At 59.0% G+C, this 20,873-nt stretch carries 22 protein-coding genes; 13 read left to right on the forward strand and 9 right to left on the reverse strand.

Annotation, left to right across the window (positions count from 1 at the left end; all coding sequences use genetic code 11):
- The first annotated feature begins 56 nt into the window (after nt 1–56).
- From AC07V0_RS13205 to AC07V0_RS13240, 8 genes are all read left to right on the forward strand, one after another.
- Nucleotides 57–1,205, forward strand: coding sequence for an iron-containing alcohol dehydrogenase (locus AC07V0_RS13205; RefSeq protein WP_086944460.1), 1,149 nt, complete (start codon nt 57–59; stop codon nt 1,203–1,205).
- A 91-nt stretch (nt 1,206–1,296) separates the two neighbouring features.
- Complete coding sequence (gene rpe, locus AC07V0_RS13210) at nt 1,297–1,971, forward strand: ribulose-phosphate 3-epimerase (protein ID WP_007941649.1); 675 nt, start codon at nt 1,297–1,299, stop codon at nt 1,969–1,971.
- Nucleotides 1,968–2,786, forward strand: coding sequence for a phosphoglycolate phosphatase (locus tag AC07V0_RS13215; RefSeq protein ID WP_018928866.1), 819 nt, complete (start codon nt 1,968–1,970; stop codon nt 2,784–2,786). Before rpe ends, AC07V0_RS13215 begins: the two co-directional genes overlap by 4 nt.
- Before the next feature lie 70 nt (nt 2,787–2,856).
- Nucleotides 2,857–4,338 carry an anthranilate synthase component I gene (gene trpE, locus AC07V0_RS13220; protein WP_018928867.1) on the forward strand — a complete coding sequence of 494 codons (1,482 nt, stop codon included), beginning with the start codon at nt 2,857–2,859 and terminating at the stop codon, nt 4,336–4,338.
- 467 nt (nt 4,339–4,805) lie between these two features.
- A complete protein-coding gene (locus AC07V0_RS13225; protein WP_018928869.1) occupies nt 4,806–5,399 on the forward strand; it encodes an aminodeoxychorismate/anthranilate synthase component II in 594 nt (197 codons plus the stop codon).
- Nucleotides 5,400–5,408: 9 nt separating this feature from the next.
- The gene (gene trpD, locus AC07V0_RS13230) at nt 5,409–6,458 is read left to right on the forward strand and encodes an anthranilate phosphoribosyltransferase (protein ID WP_018928870.1); all 1,050 of its coding nucleotides are present in this window, start codon (nt 5,409–5,411) and stop codon (nt 6,456–6,458) included.
- Entirely contained in the window at nt 6,455–7,291 is an 837-nt protein-coding gene (trpC, locus tag AC07V0_RS13235) for an indole-3-glycerol phosphate synthase TrpC (RefSeq protein ID WP_018928871.1), read from the forward strand. The genes trpD and trpC overlap by 4 nt, the downstream gene beginning before the upstream one ends.
- Nucleotides 7,292–7,389: 98 nt before the next feature.
- The gene (locus AC07V0_RS13240) at nt 7,390–8,091 is read left to right on the forward strand and encodes a lipoate--protein ligase family protein (RefSeq protein WP_064620739.1); all 702 of its coding nucleotides are present in this window, start codon (nt 7,390–7,392) and stop codon (nt 8,089–8,091) included.
- A gap of 26 nt (nt 8,092–8,117) precedes the next feature.
- Here the strand turns inward: AC07V0_RS13240 and crp are convergent, their stop codons facing one another.
- Nucleotides 8,118–8,762 (reverse strand): cAMP-activated global transcriptional regulator CRP, encoded by a 645-nt coding sequence (crp, locus tag AC07V0_RS13245; RefSeq protein WP_018928873.1) that lies wholly within the window; start codon nt 8,760–8,762, stop codon nt 8,118–8,120.
- Between the two features lie 248 nt (nt 8,763–9,010).
- Here crp and AC07V0_RS13250 point away from each other — a divergent pair, with 248 nt between their 5' ends.
- The gene (locus AC07V0_RS13250) at nt 9,011–9,433 is read left to right on the forward strand and encodes an OsmC family protein (protein ID WP_007941657.1); all 423 of its coding nucleotides are present in this window, start codon (nt 9,011–9,013) and stop codon (nt 9,431–9,433) included.
- A gap of 238 nt (nt 9,434–9,671) precedes the next feature.
- The gene (gene speD, locus AC07V0_RS13255) at nt 9,672–10,466 is read left to right on the forward strand and encodes an adenosylmethionine decarboxylase (protein ID WP_018928874.1); all 795 of its coding nucleotides are present in this window, start codon (nt 9,672–9,674) and stop codon (nt 10,464–10,466) included.
- 93 nt (nt 10,467–10,559) lie between these two features.
- Here the strand turns inward: speD and coq7 are convergent, their stop codons facing one another.
- The 6 genes from coq7 to hemJ form a co-directional block, all read right to left on the reverse strand.
- A complete protein-coding gene (coq7, locus tag AC07V0_RS13260; RefSeq protein ID WP_018928875.1) occupies nt 10,560–11,207 on the reverse strand; it encodes a 2-polyprenyl-3-methyl-6-methoxy-1,4-benzoquinone monooxygenase in 648 nt (215 codons plus the stop codon).
- Nucleotides 11,208–11,328: 121 nt separating this feature from the next.
- Nucleotides 11,329–11,667 (reverse strand): histidine triad nucleotide-binding protein, encoded by a 339-nt coding sequence (locus tag AC07V0_RS13265; RefSeq protein WP_086944461.1) that lies wholly within the window; start codon nt 11,665–11,667, stop codon nt 11,329–11,331.
- An 80-nt stretch (nt 11,668–11,747) separates the two neighbouring features.
- Complete coding sequence (locus tag AC07V0_RS13270) at nt 11,748–12,536, reverse strand: SDR family NAD(P)-dependent oxidoreductase (protein ID WP_086944462.1); 789 nt, start codon at nt 12,534–12,536, stop codon at nt 11,748–11,750.
- A 62-nt stretch (nt 12,537–12,598) separates the two neighbouring features.
- Nucleotides 12,599–13,558 (reverse strand): DUF805 domain-containing protein, encoded by a 960-nt coding sequence (locus tag AC07V0_RS13275; protein ID WP_064620732.1) that lies wholly within the window; start codon nt 13,556–13,558, stop codon nt 12,599–12,601.
- A gap of 91 nt (nt 13,559–13,649) precedes the next feature.
- On the reverse strand, nt 13,650–14,618 hold the full coding sequence (locus AC07V0_RS13280) for an NAD(P)H-dependent flavin oxidoreductase (protein WP_086944463.1): 969 nt from the start codon (nt 14,616–14,618) through the stop codon (nt 13,650–13,652).
- 33 nt (nt 14,619–14,651) lie between these two features.
- Nucleotides 14,652–15,083 carry a protoporphyrinogen oxidase HemJ gene (gene hemJ, locus AC07V0_RS13285; RefSeq protein WP_018928879.1) on the reverse strand — a complete coding sequence of 144 codons (432 nt, stop codon included), beginning with the start codon at nt 15,081–15,083 and terminating at the stop codon, nt 14,652–14,654.
- A 135-nt stretch (nt 15,084–15,218) separates the two neighbouring features.
- Here hemJ and argC point away from each other — a divergent pair, with 135 nt between their 5' ends.
- Both argC and erpA read left to right on the forward strand, forming a co-directional pair.
- Nucleotides 15,219–16,253 carry an N-acetyl-gamma-glutamyl-phosphate reductase gene (gene argC / locus AC07V0_RS13290; protein ID WP_007941665.1) on the forward strand — a complete coding sequence of 345 codons (1,035 nt, stop codon included), beginning with the start codon at nt 15,219–15,221 and terminating at the stop codon, nt 16,251–16,253.
- A 167-nt stretch (nt 16,254–16,420) separates the two neighbouring features.
- A complete protein-coding gene (gene erpA, locus AC07V0_RS13295) occupies nt 16,421–16,771 on the forward strand; it encodes an iron-sulfur cluster insertion protein ErpA (protein WP_007906865.1) in 351 nt (116 codons plus the stop codon).
- A 73-nt stretch (nt 16,772–16,844) separates the two neighbouring features.
- Here erpA and AC07V0_RS13300 read toward each other — a convergent pair whose 3' ends face one another.
- Entirely contained in the window at nt 16,845–17,936 is a 1,092-nt protein-coding gene (locus AC07V0_RS13300; protein ID WP_086944464.1) for an anhydro-N-acetylmuramic acid kinase, read from the reverse strand.
- A gap of 3 nt (nt 17,937–17,939) precedes the next feature.
- A complete protein-coding gene (locus AC07V0_RS13305) occupies nt 17,940–19,358 on the reverse strand; it encodes a peptidoglycan DD-metalloendopeptidase family protein (RefSeq protein ID WP_018928882.1) in 1,419 nt (472 codons plus the stop codon).
- Between the two features lie 210 nt (nt 19,359–19,568).
- Between AC07V0_RS13305 and tyrS the strand changes: the two genes are divergently transcribed.
- Nucleotides 19,569–20,768 carry a tyrosine--tRNA ligase gene (gene tyrS / locus AC07V0_RS13310; protein ID WP_064620726.1) on the forward strand — a complete coding sequence of 400 codons (1,200 nt, stop codon included), beginning with the start codon at nt 19,569–19,571 and terminating at the stop codon, nt 20,766–20,768.
- Nucleotides 20,769–20,873 lie beyond the last annotated feature (105 nt).

The following is a 20,873-nucleotide window of genomic DNA, read 5'->3' on the forward strand; positions in this document are numbered from 1 at the left end:
CCCCAATCCCCAGCTACTATTGTGCCCAGCTCCCCTATCTATAAGAGGCTGCGCACATGAGTCTTTCCTCTTTCAAAATCGCTCACAAACTGATCACCGGCGCAGGTGCCATCGAGCAACTGGCGGCCGAGCTCACACGTCTGGACATCGACAACCCGCTGATCGTCACCGATGCCGCGCTGGTCAAGTCCGGCACGGTGGAGCTGGCGCTGGCGCAGTTGGGCGAGCGCAGTTATGAGATTTTCGACCGGGTGTTGCCGGACCCGGAAATCGCCATCGTCGAAGATTGCATGCGGGTTTACCGTGAGGGTGGGCATGACGGGCTGATCGGCCTCGGCGGCGGCAGTGCCATCGATATCGCCAAGAGTGTTGCCGCCTATGCCGGTTATCACGGTGCGCTGGAGGATTTGTTCGGCATCGATCAGGTGCCGCGCAAAGGCCCGCCGCTGATCGCCATCCCGACCACCGCTGGCACCGGTTCGGAAGTGACCAACGTGGCCATCCTCTCCGACAAGGTCGCGCAGCAGAAGATGGGCATCATCAGCGATTACCTGTTGCCGGACGTGGCGCTGGTCAGCCCGCAAATGACCCTGACCTGCCCGCGCAGTGTCACCGCCGCCAGTGGCGTCGATGCGCTGGTGCACGCCATCGAGTCCTACCTGTCGCTCAACGCCTCGCCCATCACCGATGCCTTGGCCATTGGCGCGATCAAACTGATTACCAAGGCGCTGCCCAAGGCTTACGCCAATCCCGCCCACCTGCAAGCCCGCGAAGACATGGCCACCGCCAGCCTGATGGCCGGCATGGCGTTCGGCAATGCCGGGGTCGGTGCGGTGCATGCGTTGGCGTATCCGCTGGGTGGGCGTTTCAACATTGCCCATGGTGTCAGCAATGCCTTGCTGCTGCCGTATGTCATGACCTGGAACAAGATGGCCTGCGTGGAACGCATGCAGGATATTGCCGAGGCCATGGGGGTGAAGACCGCTCATCTGAGCGCCAGTGAGGCGGCGGATAAAGCCGTGGAGGCGATGACCGAGCTGTGCGCCGCCGTGGAGATCCCGCGAGGTCTGCGCAGTTTCGGGGTGCCCGAGGAGGCGATCCCGGCCATGGCCGTGGAAGCCGCTGGCACCGAACGCCTGATGCGCAACAATCCGCGCAAGTTGAGCGCCACCGATATCGAGAAGATCTACCGAGCGGCCTACTAGGACTTGCCCCAATCATCGCAGCACGGTGCGCGCGTCAAAGCATGAGGTATACAATGCGCGCCATCGTGATTCTGCTCAGAAAAGGTGCGTCATGCAGCCCTTCGTTATTGCTCCGTCGATTCTCTCCGCCGACTTCGCCCGCCTGGGCGAGGAAGTGGACAACGTCCTGGCCGCCGGCGCCGACTTCGTGCACTTCGATGTCATGGACAACCACTACGTGCCGAACCTGACCATCGGCCCGATGGTCTGCTCCGCGCTGCGCAAGTACGGCGTGACCGCGCCGATCGACGCGCACCTGATGGTCAGCCCGGTGGACCGCATCGTCGGTGACTTCATCGAAGCCGGTGCGACCTACATCACCTTCCACCCGGAAGCCACGCTGCACGTCGACCGTTCCCTGCAACTGATCCGCGAAGGCGGCTGCAAGGCGGGCCTGGTGTTCAACCCGGCGACCCCGCTGGACGTGCTCAAGTACGTGATGGACAAGGTCGACATGATCCTGCTGATGAGCGTCAACCCGGGCTTCGGCGGGCAGAAGTTCATTCCAGCCACCCTCGACAAGCTGCGTGAGGCTCGGGCGCTGATCGATGCTTCCGGACGTGACATTCGCCTGGAAATCGACGGCGGGGTGAACGTGAACAACATTCGCGAAATCGCCGCTGCGGGCGCCGACACTTTCGTGGCCGGCTCGGCGATCTTCAATGCGCCGAACTACCAGGAAGTGATTGAAAAAATGCGCTCCGAACTGGCGCTGGCTCGCCCATGAGCGGTTTTGAGCAGCTGTTCCCGGGGCGTCTGCCGCGGCTGGTGATGTTCGATCTGGATGGCACGCTGGTCGATTCGGTCCCTGACCTCGCAGCGGCTGTGGATAACATGCTGCTCAAACTCGGGCGTGACCCGGTCGGCATCGAACCGGTGCGTGAGTGGGTCGGCAACGGCGCGCCGGTGCTGGTGCGCCGTGCACTGGCCGGCGGCATCGATCATTCATCGGTCGATGATGGCGAAGCCGAGGGTGCATTGCAGATTTTCATGGAGGCCTACGGTGAGGGGCATGAGCTGACCGTGGTCTATCCCGGTGTGCGCGACACCCTGAAATGGCTGCACAAGCAGGGCGTGGCGATGGCGCTGATCACCAACAAGCCGGAGCGCTTCGTCGCGCCGTTGCTGGATCAGATGAAGATCGGCCGTTACTTCAAATGGATCATCGGTGGCGACACCCTGCCACAACAGAAACCTGATCCGGCTGCGCTGTTTTTTGTGATGAAAATGGCCAACATTCCGGCGTCGCAATCATTGTTCGTCGGCGACTCGCGTAGCGATGTGCTGGCGGCGAAAGCGGCGGGGGTCAAATGCGTGGCCCTCAGTTACGGTTATAACCACGGTCGGCCGATTGCCGAAGAGTCGCCGGCGCTGGTGATCGATGATCTGCGCAAACTAATTCCCGGTTGCCTGGATCCGGCCGCTGAGATAACGTTGCCCGACGCTGTTCAACCCCCTGCTGGAAACGCCATCGTGGTGGTCACTCGCAAACTCTGGATGAAAGTCATCAAGGCCCTGGCCCGCTGGCGTTGGCGCGCCTGACTTGTTCCTGGCCGGCGTACCGGCGCGTTTGCATACCTGACCGTTAGACCCTCAAGCCACGAGGCACCTCATGATCCGCGAAGAATTCCTGCGTTTGGCCGCTGCCGGCTACAACCGCATCCCGCTTGCCTGCGAAACCCTGGCCGACTTCGACACGCCGCTGTCGATCTACCTGAAACTGGCCGACGAGCCGAACTCCTATCTGCTGGAGTCGGTGCAGGGCGGCGAGAAGTGGGGCCGCTACTCGATCATCGGCCTGCCGTGCCGCACCGTATTGCGGGTTCACGATCACCACGTCAGCGTGACCCACGACGGCGTCGAGATCGAAAGCCACGACGTTGAAGACCCACTGGCCTTCGTCGAAGCCTTCAAGGCACGCTACAACGTGCCGACCATTGCCGGTCTGCCGCGCTTCAACGGCGGTCTGGTGGGTTACTTCGGTTACGACTGCGTGCGTTATGTGGAGAAGCGTCTGGGCAAATGCCCGAACCCGGATCCGCTGGGCGTGCCGGACATTCTGCTGATGGTGTCCGATGCGGTGGTGGTGTTCGACAACCTCGCCGGCAAGATGCATGCGATTGTCCTGGCCGATCCGTCGCAGGAAGATGCCTTCGAACAAGGTCAGGCGCGTCTGCAAGCGCTGCTGGAACAACTCCGTCAGCCAATCACTCCGCGCCGTGGCCTGGACTTCAGCAAGCAGCAATCGGCCGATCCAGTGTTTCGTTCGAGTTTCACCCAGGACGATTACGAGAAAGCCGTCGACACCATCAAGGAATACATCCTGGCCGGTGACTGCATGCAGGTCGTGCCGTCCCAGCGCATGTCGATCGACTTCAAGGCTGCGCCTATCGATCTTTACCGGGCGCTGCGTTGCTTCAACCCGACGCCGTATATGTACTTCTTCAACTTCGGCGACTTCCACGTCGTCGGCAGTTCGCCGGAAGTGCTGGTGCGGGTCGAAGACAACCTGATCACCGTGCGCCCGATTGCTGGCACTCGCCCACGCGGGGCCAACGAAGAGGCGGACCTGGCGCTGGAAAAAGACCTGCTGTCGGACGACAAGGAAATCGCCGAGCACTTGATGCTGATCGATCTGGGCCGCAACGATACTGGGCGCGTCTCGGAAATCGGCTCGGTGAAGCTCACCGAGAAGATGGTCATCGAGCGTTATTCCAACGTGATGCACATCGTGTCTAACGTCACCGGCCAATTGAAGGCCGGGCTGACAGCGATGGACGCACTGCGGGCGATCCTGCCGGCCGGCACCTTGTCCGGCGCACCGAAGATTCGCGCGATGGAAATCATCGACGAGCTGGAACCGGTCAAGCGGGGCGTCTATGGCGGCGCGGTCGGTTACTTCGCCTGGAACGGCAACATGGACACCGCGATTGCGATTCGCACCGCCGTGATCAAGAACGGTGAACTGCATGTGCAGGCCGGTGGCGGCATCGTCGCCGACTCGGTACCGGCGCTGGAATGGGAAGAAACCCTGAACAAGCGTCGCGCGATGTTCCGCGCCGTGGCCCTGGCCGAACAAACCCCGGAAAACTGATCCACATAGAAAACGCGGTGCCTGCGAGGGCGCCGCGTTTTTTTATGCCTGTCATTCCCCTTTTAATCTCTTGATCTTGTGCTTCGGCCGCTCTCGACACCGCCAAAAAACTTCCAGCTTTTTGCCATCTGTCGCTAACCCTTCGATTGTTTCGCGAGCTGTCGCTCCGGCCATATTGCACGCTCTGCCCAGCTACGTTACTGTGCCCAGACGTATGAATGAGACCTTTCCCGTGTTGATCGTCAGCAAACTCCTGGATCAAGTCATCAAGGCACACGCCCGTTGGCGTTGGCGCGCCTGAATCTTTTCTGCCGGCCTGGCCGGACCTGTACCGCTTTGCCTTCTTTACCTGTACGAAATGCCGCTTTGCTGGCGCCACTCCAGCACCCGTCAAAGCGCAGCGCACTGCGGGTAAATCATTCGAAGGCCGTATTAAAAGTCAGTGAATTCAAGAGGTTCTTAACGCCATGTTGCTGATGATCGATAACTACGACTCTTTTACTTACAACGTTGTGCAATACCTCGGCGAGCTAGGCTCCGAGGTCAAAGTCGTGCGCAACGATGAACTCACCATTGCCGAAATCGAAGCCCTCAAGCCTGAGCGCATCGTCGTGTCTCCCGGTCCTTGCACCCCGACCGAAGCCGGTATTTCCATCGAAGCGATCAAATACTTCGCCGGCAAGCTGCCGATTCTCGGCGTTTGCCTCGGGCACCAATCCATCGGCCAGGCGTTTGGCGGCGATGTGGTCCGTGCCCGTCAGGTCATGCACGGAAAGACCAGCCCGGTATTTCACGAGGACAAGGGCGTATTCGAAGGTCTGAATCGTCCGTTGACGGTCACCCGCTACCATTCGCTGATCGTCAAGCGCGAAACCCTGCCCGATTGCCTGGAGCTGACTGCCTGGACCCAGCTCGAAGACGGCTCGGTGGATGAGATCATGGGCCTGCGTCACAAGACGCTGAACATCGAGGGTGTGCAATTCCACCCCGAGTCTATCCTCACCGAACAGGGGCACGAGCTGTTCGCCAACTTCCTCAAACAAACTGGCGGCACGCGCTAAGGACTTTCCATGGATATCAAGACAGCCCTGAGCCGTATCGTCGGCCACCTCGACCTCAGTACCGATGAAATGCGTGATGTCATGCGCGAAATCATGACCGGGCAATGCACGGACGCACAGATTGGTGCGTTCATGATGGCCATGCGCATGAAGAGCGAAAGCATCGACGAGATCGTCGGCGCCGTGACGGCGATGCGCGAGTTGGCGGACAAGGTCGAACTCAACACCCTCGACGGCGTGGTCGATGTGGTCGGCACCGGCGGCGACGGGGCCAATATCTTCAACGTCTCGACTGCTTCCTCATTCGTGGTCGCGGCGGCCGGTTGCACCGTGGCCAAGCACGGTAACCGTGCGGTGTCGGGCAAAAGCGGCAGCGCCGATTTGCTGGAAGCAGCGGGTATCTACCTGAACCTGACCCCAGTTCAGGTTGCACGCTGCATCGACAACGTTGGCATCGGTTTCATGTTTGCCCAGACCCATCACAGCGCCATGAAGCACGCCGCCGGCCCGCGCCGCGAGCTGGGCTTGCGCACCTTGTTCAACATGCTCGGCCCGCTTACGAATCCGGCCGGCGTGAAACATCAGGTGGTGGGTGTATTCAGTCAGGCGTTGTGCCGGCCATTGGCCGAAGTCTTGCAGCGCTTGGGCAGTAAGCACGTGCTGGTGGTGCACTCCAAGGATGGCCTGGACGAGTTCAGCCTGGCGGCCCCGACCTTTGTCGCGGAGTTGAAGAATGACCAGATCACCGAGTATTGGGTCGAGCCCGAAGATCTGGGGATGAAGAGCCAGAGCCTGCACGGTCTGTCGGTGGAAAGCCCGGCGGCTTCCCTGGAACTGATTCGCGATGCCTTGGGCAAGCGCAAGACCGAGAACGGTCAGAAAGCCGCCGAGATGATCGTGCTCAATGCCGGCGCCGCGCTGTACGCCGCCGACCATGCCAGCAGTTTGAAAGAAGGCGTTGCCCTGGCGCACGATGCGCTGCACACAGGCCTCGCTCGGGAAAAACTTGAGGAGTTGGGTGCATTTACCGCGGTATTCAAAGTGGAGAATGAGGGATGAGTGTACCGACGGTTCTGGAAAAAATTCTGGCCCGCAAAGTCCAGGAAGTCGCCGAGCGTAGCGCTCGTGTGAGCCTGGCAGAGCTGGAAAACCTGGCCAAGGCGGCCGATGCACCCCGTGGTTTCGCCAAGGCATTGATCGATCAGGCCAAGAAGAAACAGCCGGCGGTGATTGCTGAAATCAAGAAAGCTTCGCCAAGCAAGGGCGTGATTCGCGAGAACTTCGTGCCTGCGGACATTGCCAGGAGTTACGAGAAGGGCGGGGCTACTTGCCTGTCGGTGCTCACCGACATCGACTACTTCCAGGGTGCGGATGCGTATCTGCAACAAGCCCGGGCGGCGTGCAAGCTGCCGGTGATCCGCAAAGACTTCATGATCGATCCGTACCAGATCATCGAGTCCCGCGCCCTGGGCGCTGATTGCGTGCTGTTGATCGTCTCCGCACTGGATGACGTGAAAATGGCCGAGCTGGCGGCCGTGGCCAAAAGTGTCGGCCTCGATGTGCTGGTGGAAGTCCACGATGGCGACGAGCTGGAGCGGGCCTTGAAAACCCTCGACACGCCGCTGGTGGGCGTGAACAACCGCAACCTGCACACCTTCGAGGTCAGCCTGGAAACCACCCTCGACTTGTTGCCGCGTATTCCGCGTAATCGTCTGGTGGTCACCGAGAGTGGCATTCTTAACCGCGCCGATGTCGAGCTGATGGAAATCAGCGACGTGTATGCGTTCCTGGTCGGCGAAGCGTTCATGCGCGCCGAAAGCCCGGGTACTGAACTGCAGCGCCTGTTCTTTCCTGAGCGCGGTGTTCCAGTGAGCGGCTCTACGCTCGACTGAACACATTTTCGCAGGCAACCCGATCCCCTGTGGGAGCGGGTTTGCCCGCGAGTAGGTCATCAAGCCCCCCAAAGACTTCATGTCTTACGGAGTCGTCCATGTCCCAGCCAACCTCTCTGACCATCGAAGCCGGCCTGCTCGCCGAACAGGACCTGTTGGCCCATGTGTGCACCGGTGATTCGGAGTTCGGCTTGCTGTTCTGGCAACCCACAGACCAGGCATTGGTCATGCCGCGCCGCTTGAATCGCTTGCCGGGTTTCGAGGCAGCGTGCGAGATATCAGCCGCTGCCGGTTGGCCGGTACTGCTGCGCGAAACCGGCGGCGAGCCGGTGCCGCAATCGGCATCGACCCTCAACATCGCGCTGGTCTACGCGCCACCGCGTAGCGAGGGCGACCAGAACCGGATCGAAACCGCCTATCGCCGACTCTGTGACCCGATTTGCCAGCTGCTTGACGAGTTGGGCGGTGTGTCGTCCCTGGGCGAAATTGAAGGCGCGTTCTGCGATGGCCGTTTCAACGTCAACCTCGATGGTCGCAAGATGGTCGGTACCGCTCAGCGCTGGCGGCAGAGCAAGGGCGGTCAGCGTCCGGTCGGGCTGGTGCACGGGGCGATGCTGATCGATAACGAGCGAGAGTCAATGGTCGCGGCGGTCAATCGTTTCAACGAAGCCTGCGGTCTGGAACAGCGGGTTCGCGCAGAAAGCCACATTGCCCTGCATGAAAAATTTGCCGCTCCTGATGCACTGGAACGGCTCGATGCGTTGTATCGCCAAATACTGGCAGAAGTGCTCGGGGCTTAAGTGTTCCAGGCTTCGGTTTTCAGAGCCTAGCGCGTACCGAAGACCACCATGGTCTTGCCTTTGACGTCGACCAGGTTGCGTTCTTCCAGATCCTTGAGCACGCGGCCGACCATCTCACGGGAACAACCGACAATCCGGCCGATCTCCTGGCGGGTCACCTTGATCTGCATGCCATCCGGGTGGGTCATGGCGTCTGGCTGCTTGCACAGCTCCAGCAGGCAGCGCGCCACGCGGCCGGTCACGTCGAAGAATGCAAGGTCGCCGACCTTGCGCGTGGTATTGCGCAGGCGTTGTGCGATTTGTCCGCTGAGCACGTAAAGAATGTCTGGATCCTGTTGAGACAACTCGCGGAATTTCGCGTAGCTGATTTCCGCGACTTCGCATTCGACTTTGGCGCGAACCCAGGCGCTGCGCTCCTGTTCCAGTCCTGCTTGCTCGAACAGACCCAGTTCACCGAAGAAGTCGCCGGAGTTGAGGTAGGCAATGATCATTTCACGGCCGTCGTCATCCTCGATCAGGATGGTCACCGAACCCTTGATGATGAAGAACAACGTGTCCGAGCGGTCGCCGGCACAAATGATGTTGCTCTTGGCGGCATAGCGACGGCGCTGGCAGTGCATCAACAGTTTGTCGAGGTTCTTGATTTTGGATATGGGGGTAATAGCAACCATGGTTGTATCCCGAAAAGACTGCACGGTGTGTTTGTTTTTTGTAGGGGGCTGGTGAAGCCTGGATTTTTTTGTTCGCTACAAGGCTGGCTAAGCGCCAGTGAATTGGCGTCAGCTTAACAGACACATTCCTTCAAGATTCGAGAATTTACCTACGACCCATACGGTTATGTCCTAGGAAGGCGAAGCGCTGCCAATCAAGGGCCCTGTGCTAAGCTGGCGACCCTTTTTTATACAGTGGAGTCTTGGCGATGAAGGCACGCATCCAATGGGCAGGCGAAGCCATGTTCCTCGGTGAATCCGGCAGCGGTCATGTCGTGGTCATGGACGGTCCGCCCGATGCCGGCGGTCGCAACCTGGGTGTCCGCCCGATGGAAATGCTCCTGCTGGGTGTTGGCGGTTGCAGCAATTTCGATGTGGTCAGCATCCTCAAGAAGTCGCGTCAGGCCGTCGAAAGCTGCGAAGCCTTCCTCGAAGCCGAGCGTGCGACCGAAGATCCGAAGGTGTTCACCAAGATCCACATGCACTTCGTGGTCAAGGGACGCGGGCTGAAAGAAGCCCAGGTCAAGCGCGCCATCGAGCTGTCGGCCGAGAAGTACTGCTCGGCCTCGATCATGCTCGGCGCGGCTGGCGTGGCGATTACCCACGACTACGAGATTATCGAGCTCGGTTGAATCGACATTCAACTATCATAAAAGCGGTGCAGACTCTGGTGATCCATAGCTGACGTCTGCATAATGCGCCACTTTTTTCAGGGCAGTGATCGGTCACCCGACAGGTCGCTTGCCTGAACAGACAACCAAAATCGCCATCGCGAAGAGGTGTTAACCGTCCTACGCAGGTGCGTCGTTCGCATCTGACGGGCATGCTTGATCACGCGGCCAGCCCGCAATACATAGAGAGTTTTTAACGGTGAAAAGCAAACTCAAGCTCCACGGGTTCAATAACCTGACAAAGACCTTGAGCTTCAACATCTATGACATCTGCTACGCGGAAACCCCGCAAGACCAGCAGGCTTACGTCGAGTACATCAATAAAGAGTACAACGCCAAGCGCCTGACGCAGATCCTCACAGAAGTTGTCGATATCATTGGTGCCAATATCCTGAACATCGCCAGTCAGGACTATGAACCCCAGGGCGCCAGCGTCACGATTCTGATCTCTGAAGAGCCGGTAACCCCCACCGACAGTCAGATTGAAGAGTCTCCGGGCCCGTTGCCCGAAATCATCCTGGCCCACCTCGACAAGAGCCACATCACGGTGCACACCTACCCGGAAATCCATCCGGTGGACGGTATCGCGACGTTCCGTGTGGACATCGACGTGTCGACCTGTGGCGTCATTTCACCGCTCAAGGCGCTCAATTTTCTGATTCACCAGTTCGATTCGGATATCGTGACTGTGGATTACCGCGTGCGCGGCTTCACCCGTGACGTTGAAGGCAAGAAACACTTCATCGACCACGAGATCAACTCGATCCAGAACTATCTCTCCGAAGACACCCGCGACGCGTACCAGATGACCGACGTGAACGTGTATCAGGAAAACCTGTTCCACACCAAAATGCTGTTGAAGAACTTCGAACTGGATAACTACCTGTTCGGCGACGCCACCAGCAACCTGTCCTCTGAGCAGCGTGCCCAGGTGACTGAGCGTGTAAAACACGAAATGCTTGAAATCTTCTACGCGCGCAACATGCCGAGCTGAGAGTTCCGAGTACAAAAAAAGGCGACTACCGCAAGGTAGTCGCCTTTTTCATTGCTGTTGTCCGCGAAGAGTCCCGATCAAACAACGCAACCGTCAGATCCGATAAGTGCTCTTGGTCATCACCTTGGCCAGCAGACTCATTCCGAACTTCACCGGCGCAGGAAAACGGAACCCTCCAGCATCCAGCGCACTTTCGGCGTGATGTTCTTCATCAATGCGCATCTGCTCAAGGATCGCCCGGGATTTTTCGTCCTCGGCGGGCAGTTGTTCAAGGTGTTCGTTCAGGTGTTTGCAAACCTGATGCTCGGTGGCGGCAACGAAACCCAGGCTGACTTTGTCGCTGATCAACCCGGCCACCGCGCCAATCCCGAACGACATTCCGTAGAACAGCGGATTGAGAATGCTGGTGTGGCTGCCCAACTGGTGGATGCGCTGTTCGCACCAGACCAGATGATCGATTTCTTCTTCGGCGGCATGTTCCATGGCAGCGCGCACTTGCGGCAACTTGGCGGTCAGGGCTTGACCTTGATACAGCGCCTGGGCACAGACTTCGCCGGTATGGTTGATGCGCATCAAACCGGCGACGTGCCGGGTGTCCTCGTCGTTCATTTGCGCATCCGGCTGCACGATGGCAGGCGACGGACGGTAGGGCTGACCGCTGAAGGGCAGCAAAGTACGCATCGCGGCATCGGCTTGCAGCAGAAGACGGTCAATTGGCGAGTAGTGACGTTGGGTAGTCATGCTGACCTCCGGGAAGAATCTCGGCGGCCAGTTTAACCCAATCGGCCGGGGAGGGTTTGCGCTGGGTCATCTGTGGCGAGGGAGCAAGCGCCCTCGCCACATAAACCGGTACTGCTTGCAATCAGCCCGGAGGCCAGTGCATCTGGCGCTGACCCAGCACGTGCATATGAATGTGATAAACGGTCTGCCCGCCCAATTCATTGCAGTTCATGACCACCCGGAAACCTTCTTCACAGCCCAGTTCCAGAGCCAGACGCTGCGCGGTGAACAGAATATGCCCGGCCAGAGCCTTATCGTCCTCGGTGAGATCGTTAAGGGTGCGCACCGGTTTCTTCGTGACCACCAGGAAATGCACGGGGGCCTGTGGGGCGATGTCGTGGAAGGCCAGTACCTGGTCGTCCTCGTAAATGATCTTCGCCGGGATTTCCCGGTTGATGATCTTGGTGAACAGAGTATCCACAGCTGTTTTCTCCGTTGTTTGGCTGGCTTGAGTGTACGCATGGGCCCTGCCTGAGCCCAGTTTTTTACCTTGAAGGCTGGTCAGCGCGGGCAGTACGCCTTATTGACCATGCCCGCGATTGTCCGGGTCAGCCAGCGCGAGCCGAGCCGTGGCAGGAAGGCGAACCAGCGATTCAGGCGACCGGGGATGATAATGGCGCGATTTTTCTCCAGGGCGCGCACGGTGTAGAGCGCGACTTCCTCTGGGCTCATCAGCAATTTGCTCTCGCCCAGCTTGTCGGTGTTCAGTTGCGCGGTGCGAAAAAACGCCGTGCGGGTCGGGCCGGGGCAGAGCACCGACACCTTGACCGCGCATTTTTTCAGTTCGACGCGCAAGCCTTCGGAAAAACTCAGCACATAAGCCTTGCTGGCGTAATAAGTGCTCATCCAGGGGCCGGGATGGAACGCCGCAACCGAGGCGACGTTCAGAATCTGCCCGCCGCCCTGCAAGGCCATGCTGTTACCAATGGCATGACACAAGCGAGTGAGGGCCAGGATGTTCACTTCGATCAGGTCCTGCTCGGTCATCCAGTCCTGGGCCAGGAATGGGCCACAGGTACCGATGCCGGCGCAGTTGACCAGCAGATCGATTTGCCGCTCACCTTCCTCCAGCTCCAGTAGAAATCCGGACAGGCGCAACGGTTCACCCAGGTCACAGGCACGAAACAACACTTCAACGCCGAAACGTTGAGTCAGTTCAATCGCAATACTTTCCAGCTGATCACGCTGTCGGGCCACCAATAGCAGGCTGCGGCCGCGCCGGGCCAGCGCTTCGGCCATTGCCAGGCCGATGCCGCTGGAAGCGCCAGTGATCAGAGCGTAACGGGTCATGCAGTTCTCCATCGCAACAGCTCCGCGCCAGCGACGCAGGTGTCACGGGCGGGGAGCGCTGTTCATTCTTTTGCAGAGTCTACAGGGGGCTGGGCCGCTTCGGCTGCATCGTCGGTTGAATCTGCTGCCGAGTCGACTTCGACGGGCGCAGCTTCGACTTCATCGGTGGTCACGGAGCTGCTTTGATAGGCACTATCAGTGGCGCTTTCGTACTCATCCTGAATTGCCGTGAGACCTCCGGTCAGCCCGCCAACGAACATGATCGCAATAAACACCAGCCACAATGAAGCCAGTACCCTGACTGCATTGCTGTTGGGCGGCGGCGGTGCGCCATATCGATTGGCAGTGTTGTTACCCGGCACGATCATTATCACGAACGGGAAAGCGCCCCCCACGAACGGCACAAGGTTCAACAGCCAGAGCCATCCAGACCAGCCGATATCGTGCAGGCGCTGCACACTGAACTGAATGCTGATGAACGCGAGTATCACGATCAGAATAACGGCCAGCAGACCCGCGACAATCAGGCCGGCAGTCGAGTTGGTGCTGATGAGGCCGAAGCCGAAAATGGCCAGCACCGAGCCAATGCCCAACGTCACCAGCGTCAGAGCCATTGTCCAGGCCAGAAAGCGCAGTCGGCCGATGCGGCCACTGAAACTGAATGCCTTGAGTGTGGCGAACTCCGGCAGCGCTTCGCCGACCGTGGCGCGTGGCGGAGCGTAGGGGGAATCGGGCTCTGCCGATGGCGGTGGGCTGACGTGAACGTCGGACAGGTTCAGCTCGATCGAGGGTTCGGCTTCGATTCGGGCATCGATGCCGGTTTTCGTCAGCGCCTGAAGATAAGTTTGCGCGTCGGCGTGTGACAGGTCGCGTTTGAGCGCAACCGTCCGGCCACTGAACAGGCGTTCGATGGCTGCGACATCGCTTTTGAACAGCTCGGCGAGATTGAGCTTGGCGGTGGTGGCATCAACACCGGGCAGCAAAGCACCATCGAAGACGATCTTGAAACGGTTTTCGCTCATGGCCGAGGCATCCTTGTCGCGAGAGTTGTAATGGAAAGTGTAACAAGAGGGAGTTTAAGGCCGGCCGGGTTGGGCTGGCCAAACTTTCCTGTCAGCGCGGCCAGCGCTTGGGCAGTGCTGCCGCCAGTTCCAGCGCCTTGCGGTATTCGGTGCCGAGACGTTCGACCAGTTGATCGACACTCGGCAGATCCTCGATCTCCCCGACACCCTGGCCCGCAGACCACACGGTTTTCCAGGCTTTGGCTTCATCGTTCAACGGCTTGAGCTTGGAGCCGAAGTCCACCTCGCCCTTGCTTTGCAGCGCCGCCATGTCGAAACCGGCGGCCTCCAGGCTCTGACGCATGAAGCTTGCCGGAACCCCAGACACCGCTGGAGTATGGACGATGTCCGCGGCTCCGGCAGTCAGGAGCATCTCCTTGTAGGCGTCAGGCGCATGACTTTCGGTGGTGCCGATAAATCGCGTACCGAAGTAGGCCAGATCCGCACCAAGCAATTGCGCAGCAAGAATCTCGTGGCCATGGTTCAGGCAGCCAGCCAGCAGCAGGGTCTTGTCGAAAAACTGGCGAATCTCGGCGATCAGCGAAAACGGGCTCCAGGTCCCGGCGTGACCACCGGCCCCCGCGGCAACGGCAATCAAACCGTCGACACCGGCTTCGGCGGCTTTTTCTGCGTGGCGACGGGTCGTCACGTCGTGAAACACCAGGCCGCCGTAGCTGTGCACGGCATCGACCACTTCCTTCACGGCGCCGAGGCTGGTGACCACGATCGGTACTTTGTGTTCGATGCAGATCGCCAGGTCCGCCTGCAATCGCGGATTGCTGTGGTGGACGATCAGGTTCACCGCGTAAGGGGCGGGGTTTTCCAGTGTCGCCAACCCTGCTTCGATTTCTTCCAGCCAGGCCTTGAAACCGCTGCTTTCACGCTGATTCAGCGCAGGGAAACTACCCACCACGCCATTACGGCAGCAGGCGAGCACCAGCTCAGGGTTGGAGATCAGGAACATCGGTGCCGCCACCACCGGCAGTCGCAAGCGTTGTTCGAGCAGAGCGGGCAGCGACATTGGAAGTACCCCGGGTGAGTGTGCCTGTTGGATTTAAAACGGCCGGACGACGACCAGAATTACGATAGCCAGCAATATCAGAACCGGCACTTCATTGAACCAGCGATAAAAGACATGGCTGCGGGTGTTTTCGCCACGGGCAAAACGTTTTACCTGTGCGCCGCACATGTGGTGGTAGCCGATCAGGATCACCACCAGGGTCAGCTTGGCGTGCATCCACGCGCCCTGGCCGAAATAGGCGCTCGGGTTGAGGCTGATCAGCCAGATACCGAAGACCAGGGTGGCGATCATCGCTGGCCCCATGATACCCCGGTACAGCTTGCGCTCCATGATGCTGAAGCGTTCCTTGCTGACGGTGTCTTCGCTTTGCGCGTGATAGACGAACAGGCGCGGCAGGTAAAACAGGCCGGCAAACCAGCAGACCATGCTGATGATGTGAAGCGCTTTGAGCCACAGATAAAGCATTTTTGGTTATTCCCAGGTTCACGGTAGTGAAGATAGTAGGGGGTAGAGCGCCCGCACGTCACCTTGACGGTTGTCGCAGGGCCGCGCGGCCCCTATTATCGACGGCTTTCCAGTGGGTTCGTTGAGGGCAGGTTTATGGTCAAGGTCGGTATCGTCGGCGGCACGGGTTACACCGGTGTCGAACTGCTGCGTCTGTTGGCACAGCATCCGCAGGCAGAAGTGGTGGTGATCACTTCCCGATCCGAGGCCGGCCTGGCCGTGGCCGACATGTACCCGAACCTGCGAGGCCATTACGACGGCCTGGCGTTCAGCGTTCCGGACATCAAGACCCTCGGGGCTTGCGATGTAGTGTTCTTCGCCACGCCGCACGGTGTCGCCCATGCCCTGGCGGGTGAGTTGCTGGCTGCCGGAACCAAAGTCATCGACCTGTCGGCAGACTTCCGTCTGCAGGACGCCGATGAGTGGGCCAAGTGGTACGGCCAGCCGCACGGTGCGCCGGAACTGTTGGAGGAAGCGGTCTACGGCTTGCCGGAAGTCAATCGCGAGCAGATCAAGCAGGCACGCCTGATTGCTGTACCGGGTTGCTACCCGACCGCGACGCAATTGGGTTTCCTGCCATTGCTCGAAGCCGGTCTGGCCGATACCACACGTTTGATCGCTGACTGCAAATCCGGTGTCAGCGGTGCGGGTCGTGGCGCTTCGGTAGGTTCGCTGTACTCCGAGACGTCGGAAAGCATGAAGGCCTACGCCGTAAAAGGTCACCGTCACTTGCCGGAAATCCGTCAGGGGCTGCGTCGTGCCGCGGGCAAGGATGTTGGTCTGACCTTCGTTCCGCACCTGACGCCGATGATTCGCGGTATTCATTCGACGCTCTACGCGACTGTCGTGGACCGCTCGGTGGATCTGCAGGCTCTGTTCGAAAAGCGTTATGCCAACGAACCGTTCGTCGACGTAATGCCAGCCGGCAGCCATCCGGAAACCCGCAGCGTGCGTGGTGCCAACGTTTGTCGTATCGCCGTGCATCGTCCGCAGGATGGTGATCTGGTGGTGGTGTTGTCGGTCATCGACAACCTGGTCAAAGGCGCGTCGGGTCAGGCTGTGCAGAACCTGAATATCCTCTTCGGTCTGGATGAGCGCCTGGGCCTTTCCCATGCGGGCATGCTGCCGTAAGGCTTTATCCGCAATGCAAAAAGGCCCGTTGAACGGGCCTTTTTGCATTCTGGTCTGACAATTGGGTTGATTGATATACCGTAACAATAGTTGACCGATTTTCTGGGAGAAGCGGATAATGCGCGTCATCACGCATTATGGCGGCGTAACGCCGGGAGATAGTCAGCATGAGCGTCGAATCCTTCACCCCCACGGCTTTGCAATTCACCCACGGTGCTGCGCACAAGGTGAAGAGCCTGGTCGATGAAGAGGGGAATGATCGCTTGAAGCTGCGCGTATTCGTTACGGGCGGCGGTTGTTCAGGGTTTCAGTACGGCTTCACCTTCGATGAAGAAGTGGCCGATGACGACACCATTGTCGAGCGCGAAGGCGTCAGCCTGGTGGTCGATCCGATGAGCTTCCAGTACTTGGCAGGTGCCGAGGTGGATTACCAGGAAGGTCTGGAAGGTTCGCGTTTCGTGATCAAAAACCCGAACGCCACCACCACGTGTGGCTGCGGCTCTTCGTTCTCGATCTGATCGCAACTCACCGCATCAACAAGCGCCGCAGGGTCTCAGGACTCTGCGGCGTTTTGCTGTCTGGAGTTAAGGTTCAGGCGGGGTAGATGGCGCCGAGAATTCGCAGGCCACGGGCGCCGGTGACGCTTGGGCGGTTGGTCGCGATACCTTCCAGGCAGCAATGAGCCAGCCAGGCAAAGGCCATGGCTTCAACCCAGTCCGGGTCTACACCATAAGCGGCAGTGCTGCTGACTTTCGCGTTCGGCAACAGGCAGGCCAACCGTTTCATCAACGTGGCGTTGTGTGCGCCGCCGCCGCAGACCAGCAGCTCCCGGGTATCCGATTGAGCGCTTTGCAATGACTCGACGATGGTCAGGGCGGTCAACTCAAGCAGTGTGGCCTGTACGTTTTCGGCTGCGAAGGATGGCAGCTGTGACAGATGCTGCATCAGCCATGGCAGATTGAACACTTCGCGGCCAGTGCTCTTCGGGCCTTGAGTTACAAAGAACGGATCACTGAGCAGCTCATTCAACAGAGCCGGTTCAACCTTGCCGCTGGCGGCCCATTGGCCATCGCGATCGAAGTTGTCGCCGCGTTGCCGGTGAATCCAGGCATCCAGCAGGACGTTCCCCGGACCGCAGTCAAAACCCGCGACAGGCTTGCCGGGTTCGATCAGGCTGAGGTTACTGAACCCGCCGACGTTCAGCACCGCGCGGTTACCAGGCTGCTGTTCAAACAAGGCTTCGTGAAAGGCTGGAACCAATGGGGCGCCTTGTCCGCCAGCGGCTACGTCGCGGCTGCGGAAATCGCTGACCACGGTGATGCCGGTCAGCTCGGTGAGCAGCGCAGGGTTGCCGATCTGCACCGTGAACCCGCGTGCCGGTTCGTGGCGAATGGTCTGGCCGTGGCTGCCAATCGCGCGAATGTCGTCGGGCTTGAGGTTTTGTTGGTCGAGGAGGGTGTGAATGCCCTGTGCGGCCAGTTTTACCCAGTTTTGCTGGGCAATGGCGGAGCGGGCAATCTCGTCCGGACCGCTGGCGCACAAGCCAAGCAGCTCGGCGCGCAGGGATTCGGGCATGGGGATGTAATGCGTGGCGATCAGCTTGATCGCCGGGGCTTGCTCGATCAGCGCAATGTCCAGGCCATCAAGGCTAGTCCCGGACATCACACCTATATAGAGCGCCATGGCTTAGCGTTTGCTCGAAGCCAACAGGGTGGCTTTCTCTTGGTCCATACGCGCCATCAGCGGTTGGCTTTGCGCAAGGAAGCGTGAGCGTTCAGCTTTGGAGATCGGATCGGCCATCGCTACCTTCTGACCCAGCGGGTCGACGTGCACACCATTGACCTGGAACTCGTAGTGCAGGTGCGGGCCGGTGGAGAGGCCGGTGGTGCCGATGTAGCCGATCACCTGACCTTGCTTGACGCTGCCGCCAGTCTTGATGCCTTTGGCGAAGCCCTGCATGTGGCCGTACAGCGTACGGTAAGTACTGCCGTGCTGGATAATCACGGTATTGCCGTAACCGCCGCGGCGACCGGCCAACAATACCTGGCCGTCGCCGGCAGCCTTGATCGGTGTGCCGCGCGGTGCTGCGTAATCGACACCCTTGTGGGCGCGGATCTTGTTCAGGATCGGGTGCTTGCGGCCCATGGAGAATTTCGAGCTGATGCGGGCGAAGTCTACCGGAGTACGGATGAACGCCTTGCGCATGCTGTTGCCGTCAGCCGTGTAGTAGCTGCTGTTGCCTTGTTTGTTGGTGTAGCGCACAGCGGTGTAAGTCTTGCCACGGTTGGTGAAGCGCGCGGAAAGAATGGGGCCGTTACCGACGGCTTTACCGTTGACGACTTTCTGTTCATAGATCACATCGAACTCGTCACCCTGGCGAATATCCTGGGCGAAGTCGACGTCATAGCCAAACACGCTGGCCATATCCATGGTCAGGCTATGGGACAAACCGGCACGGGCTGCGGATTGCGACAGCGAACTGTTGATCACGCCATGTACGTAGGCGGTGCGAACAGTGGGCTTGGCGGTAATGCGGTTGAATGTATAACCCTTGCCGTTCTTGGTCAGGCTGATGCTTTCCGTGTCGCTGACTTTGCTGTGCAAATTGGTCAGTTGGCCGTTCGGGCCGAGTTCGAACTCGAGCTTCTGGCCATGTTTGAGCTGGCTGAACTGCTTGGCCTGCTTGTCGCTGGCCAGCACTTCATGCACCGAAGTGGCCGGAAGGCCGACTTTCTCAAACAAGGTCGAGAGAGTGTCGCCTTTGGCAACGATCACTTCCCTGTGGCCTGGCGCCTTCTTTTCTTCGACGACTGGCGCGGGGGCGGCCTGGGCGGCTTCCTGAGTGTTTTCGGCGCTGTTTTCGATCTGCGCGAAAGGGGAGGCTGCCGGCTCATTTGTGGCTTGGACGACGTCGGCGGCGTCTTGATCTTGTGTCAGTTGTTCTACAGGGCTTTCCAGTTCAAGACTCAGGGTCGTCTTTTTGGCTTCAACATCACTGGAAGGAAATACCAGAAGCGCCAGGCTCAGAAGGGCGGCGATACCGCTTGCTGCGAGCAGGTGGGTCTTCGGGTAAAGCGGTGGCGCTTTAGACGATTCTTTGGTCATAAGTAATTTTGACTTTGAAAAAATGAATTGGAAAAGATGAATGACATGATGAAGACGAAATAACTGTATAAAATATAACCAAATCATCTCTGAAGCAAGCCTGCGGACGCTCTGTCCGTGGATTGGCGTCCGTGCGCCGGGCAAAACTTGTATTTGACGCCCGATCTTGTATGGTTGGTCCCCTTTGAATTCGAGTCTTGCAGGTCTGTTATGAAGTCGGTTGAAGAGCAGCTAGCGCTGATCAAGCGTGGTGCAGAAGAACTGTTGGTCGAGTCCGAGCTGATCGAAAAGCTCAAACGTGGCCAGCCGCTACGTATTAAGGCAGGCTTCGATCCGACCGCGCCGGATTTGCACCTGGGTCACACCGTGCTTATTAATAAGCTGCGCCAGTTCCAGGATCTGGGCCATCAGGTGATCTTCCTTATCGGTGACTTCACCGGGATGATCGGTGATCCGAGTGGCAAGAGCGCGACACGTCCACCGCTCACTCGTGAACAGGTTCTCGAGAATGCCGAGACCTACAAGACTCAGGTCTTCAAGATTCTTGATCCGGCCAAAACCGAAGTGGCGTTCAACTCCACCTGGATGGATCAGATGGGGCCGGCTGACTTCATACGTCTGACTTCGCAATACACCGTGGCACGCATGCTCGAGCGCGATGACTTCGATAAGCGCTACACGACCAATCAGCCAATCGCCATTCACGAGTTCCTCTATCCGCTGGTTCAGGGTTACGACTCGGTCGCTTTGCGCGCGGATGTCGAGCTGGGCGGTACGGATCAGAAGTTCAACCTGCTGATGGGGCGTGAACTGCAGCGTGGTTATGGTCAGGAGGCTCAATGCATTCTGACCATGCCGTTGCTCGAAGGGCTGGATGGCGTGAAGAAGATGTCCAAGTCGTTGGGCAACTATGTCGGTATCCAGGAGGCGCCGGGTGTCATGTACGGCAAGCTGGTCTCTATTCCTGATGTGCTGATGTGGCGCTACTTCGAATTGCTCAGCTTCCGCTCCATGGAAGAGATCGATGCTTTGCGGGCTGACGTCGAGGCGGGTGCGAATCCGCGTGACATCAAGATCAAGTTGGCTGAAGAGATCGTTGCGCGTTTCCATGGTGAAGAGGCTGCGGCCAATGCTCACCGTGCGGCGGGCAATCGTATGAAAGATGGCGAGCTGCCGGATGATTTGCCAGAGATCGAATTGACCGCTACCGAAGACATGCCGATCGCTGCTGTCCTTAATAAGGCGGGCTTGGTGAAGAACTCCGCCGTGGCGCGTGACCTTCTGGGTTCTGGTGGTGTGCGTATAGATGGTGAAGTTGTCGATCGCACCTTTATATACGCGCTGGGCGCGACCCACGTTTGCCAGGCGGGGAAGAAGGCATTTGCGCGTATTACGCTCAAATCCGAATAAAGCTGAAATCAGGGGTTGACGGCAGATTCTGGACGTCTATAATTCGCCCCACTTCCGGCGCAGTCGAAACGGAAAACTCCTTGGTAAACAACGAGTTACGCAGTT

It is taken from the genome of Pseudomonas sp. GW821-FHT01E10 (assembly GCF_059422365.1).

Bases quoted from the DNA above. Each gene is read 5' to 3' on its own strand.
- AC07V0_RS13250 (WP_007941657.1), top strand. From the start codon at position 9,011: ATGAAGGCACGCATCCAATGGGCAGGCGAAGCCATGTTCCTCGGTGAA.
- hemJ (WP_018928879.1), bottom strand. From the start codon at position 15,083: ATGCTTTATCTGTGGCTCAAAGCGCTTCACATCATCAGCATGGTCTGC.
- AC07V0_RS13280 (WP_086944463.1), bottom strand. From the start codon at position 14,618: ATGTCGCTGCCCGCTCTGCTCGAACAACGCTTGCGACTGCCGGTGGTG.
- AC07V0_RS13205 (WP_086944460.1), top strand. From the start codon at position 57: ATGAGTCTTTCCTCTTTCAAAATCGCTCACAAACTGATCACCGGCGCA.
- rpe (WP_007941649.1), top strand. From the start codon at position 1,297: ATGCAGCCCTTCGTTATTGCTCCGTCGATTCTCTCCGCCGACTTCGCC.
- erpA (WP_007906865.1), top strand. From the start codon at position 16,421: ATGAGCGTCGAATCCTTCACCCCCACGGCTTTGCAATTCACCCACGGT.
- tyrS (WP_064620726.1), top strand. From the start codon at position 19,569: ATGAAGTCGGTTGAAGAGCAGCTAGCGCTGATCAAGCGTGGTGCAGAA.
- coq7 (WP_018928875.1), bottom strand. From the start codon at position 11,207: ATGACTACCCAACGTCACTACTCGCCAATTGACCGTCTTCTGCTGCAA.
- trpD (WP_018928870.1), top strand. From the start codon at position 5,409: ATGGATATCAAGACAGCCCTGAGCCGTATCGTCGGCCACCTCGACCTC.
- AC07V0_RS13215 (WP_018928866.1), top strand. From the start codon at position 1,968: ATGAGCGGTTTTGAGCAGCTGTTCCCGGGGCGTCTGCCGCGGCTGGTG.
- trpC (WP_018928871.1), top strand. From the start codon at position 6,455: ATGAGTGTACCGACGGTTCTGGAAAAAATTCTGGCCCGCAAAGTCCAG.
- argC (WP_007941665.1), top strand. From the start codon at position 15,219: ATGGTCAAGGTCGGTATCGTCGGCGGCACGGGTTACACCGGTGTCGAA.
- crp (WP_018928873.1), bottom strand. From the start codon at position 8,762: ATGGTTGCTATTACCCCCATATCCAAAATCAAGAACCTCGACAAACTG.
- trpE (WP_018928867.1), top strand. From the start codon at position 2,857: ATGATCCGCGAAGAATTCCTGCGTTTGGCCGCTGCCGGCTACAACCGC.
- AC07V0_RS13270 (WP_086944462.1), bottom strand. From the start codon at position 12,536: ATGACCCGTTACGCTCTGATCACTGGCGCTTCCAGCGGCATCGGCCTG.
- AC07V0_RS13225 (WP_018928869.1), top strand. From the start codon at position 4,806: ATGTTGCTGATGATCGATAACTACGACTCTTTTACTTACAACGTTGTG.
- AC07V0_RS13300 (WP_086944464.1), bottom strand. From the start codon at position 17,936: ATGGCGCTCTATATAGGTGTGATGTCCGGGACTAGCCTTGATGGCCTG.
- AC07V0_RS13240 (WP_064620739.1), top strand. From the start codon at position 7,390: ATGTCCCAGCCAACCTCTCTGACCATCGAAGCCGGCCTGCTCGCCGAA.
- AC07V0_RS13275 (WP_064620732.1), bottom strand. From the start codon at position 13,558: ATGAGCGAAAACCGTTTCAAGATCGTCTTCGATGGTGCTTTGCTGCCC.
- AC07V0_RS13305 (WP_018928882.1), bottom strand. From the start codon at position 19,358: ATGACCAAAGAATCGTCTAAAGCGCCACCGCTTTACCCGAAGACCCAC.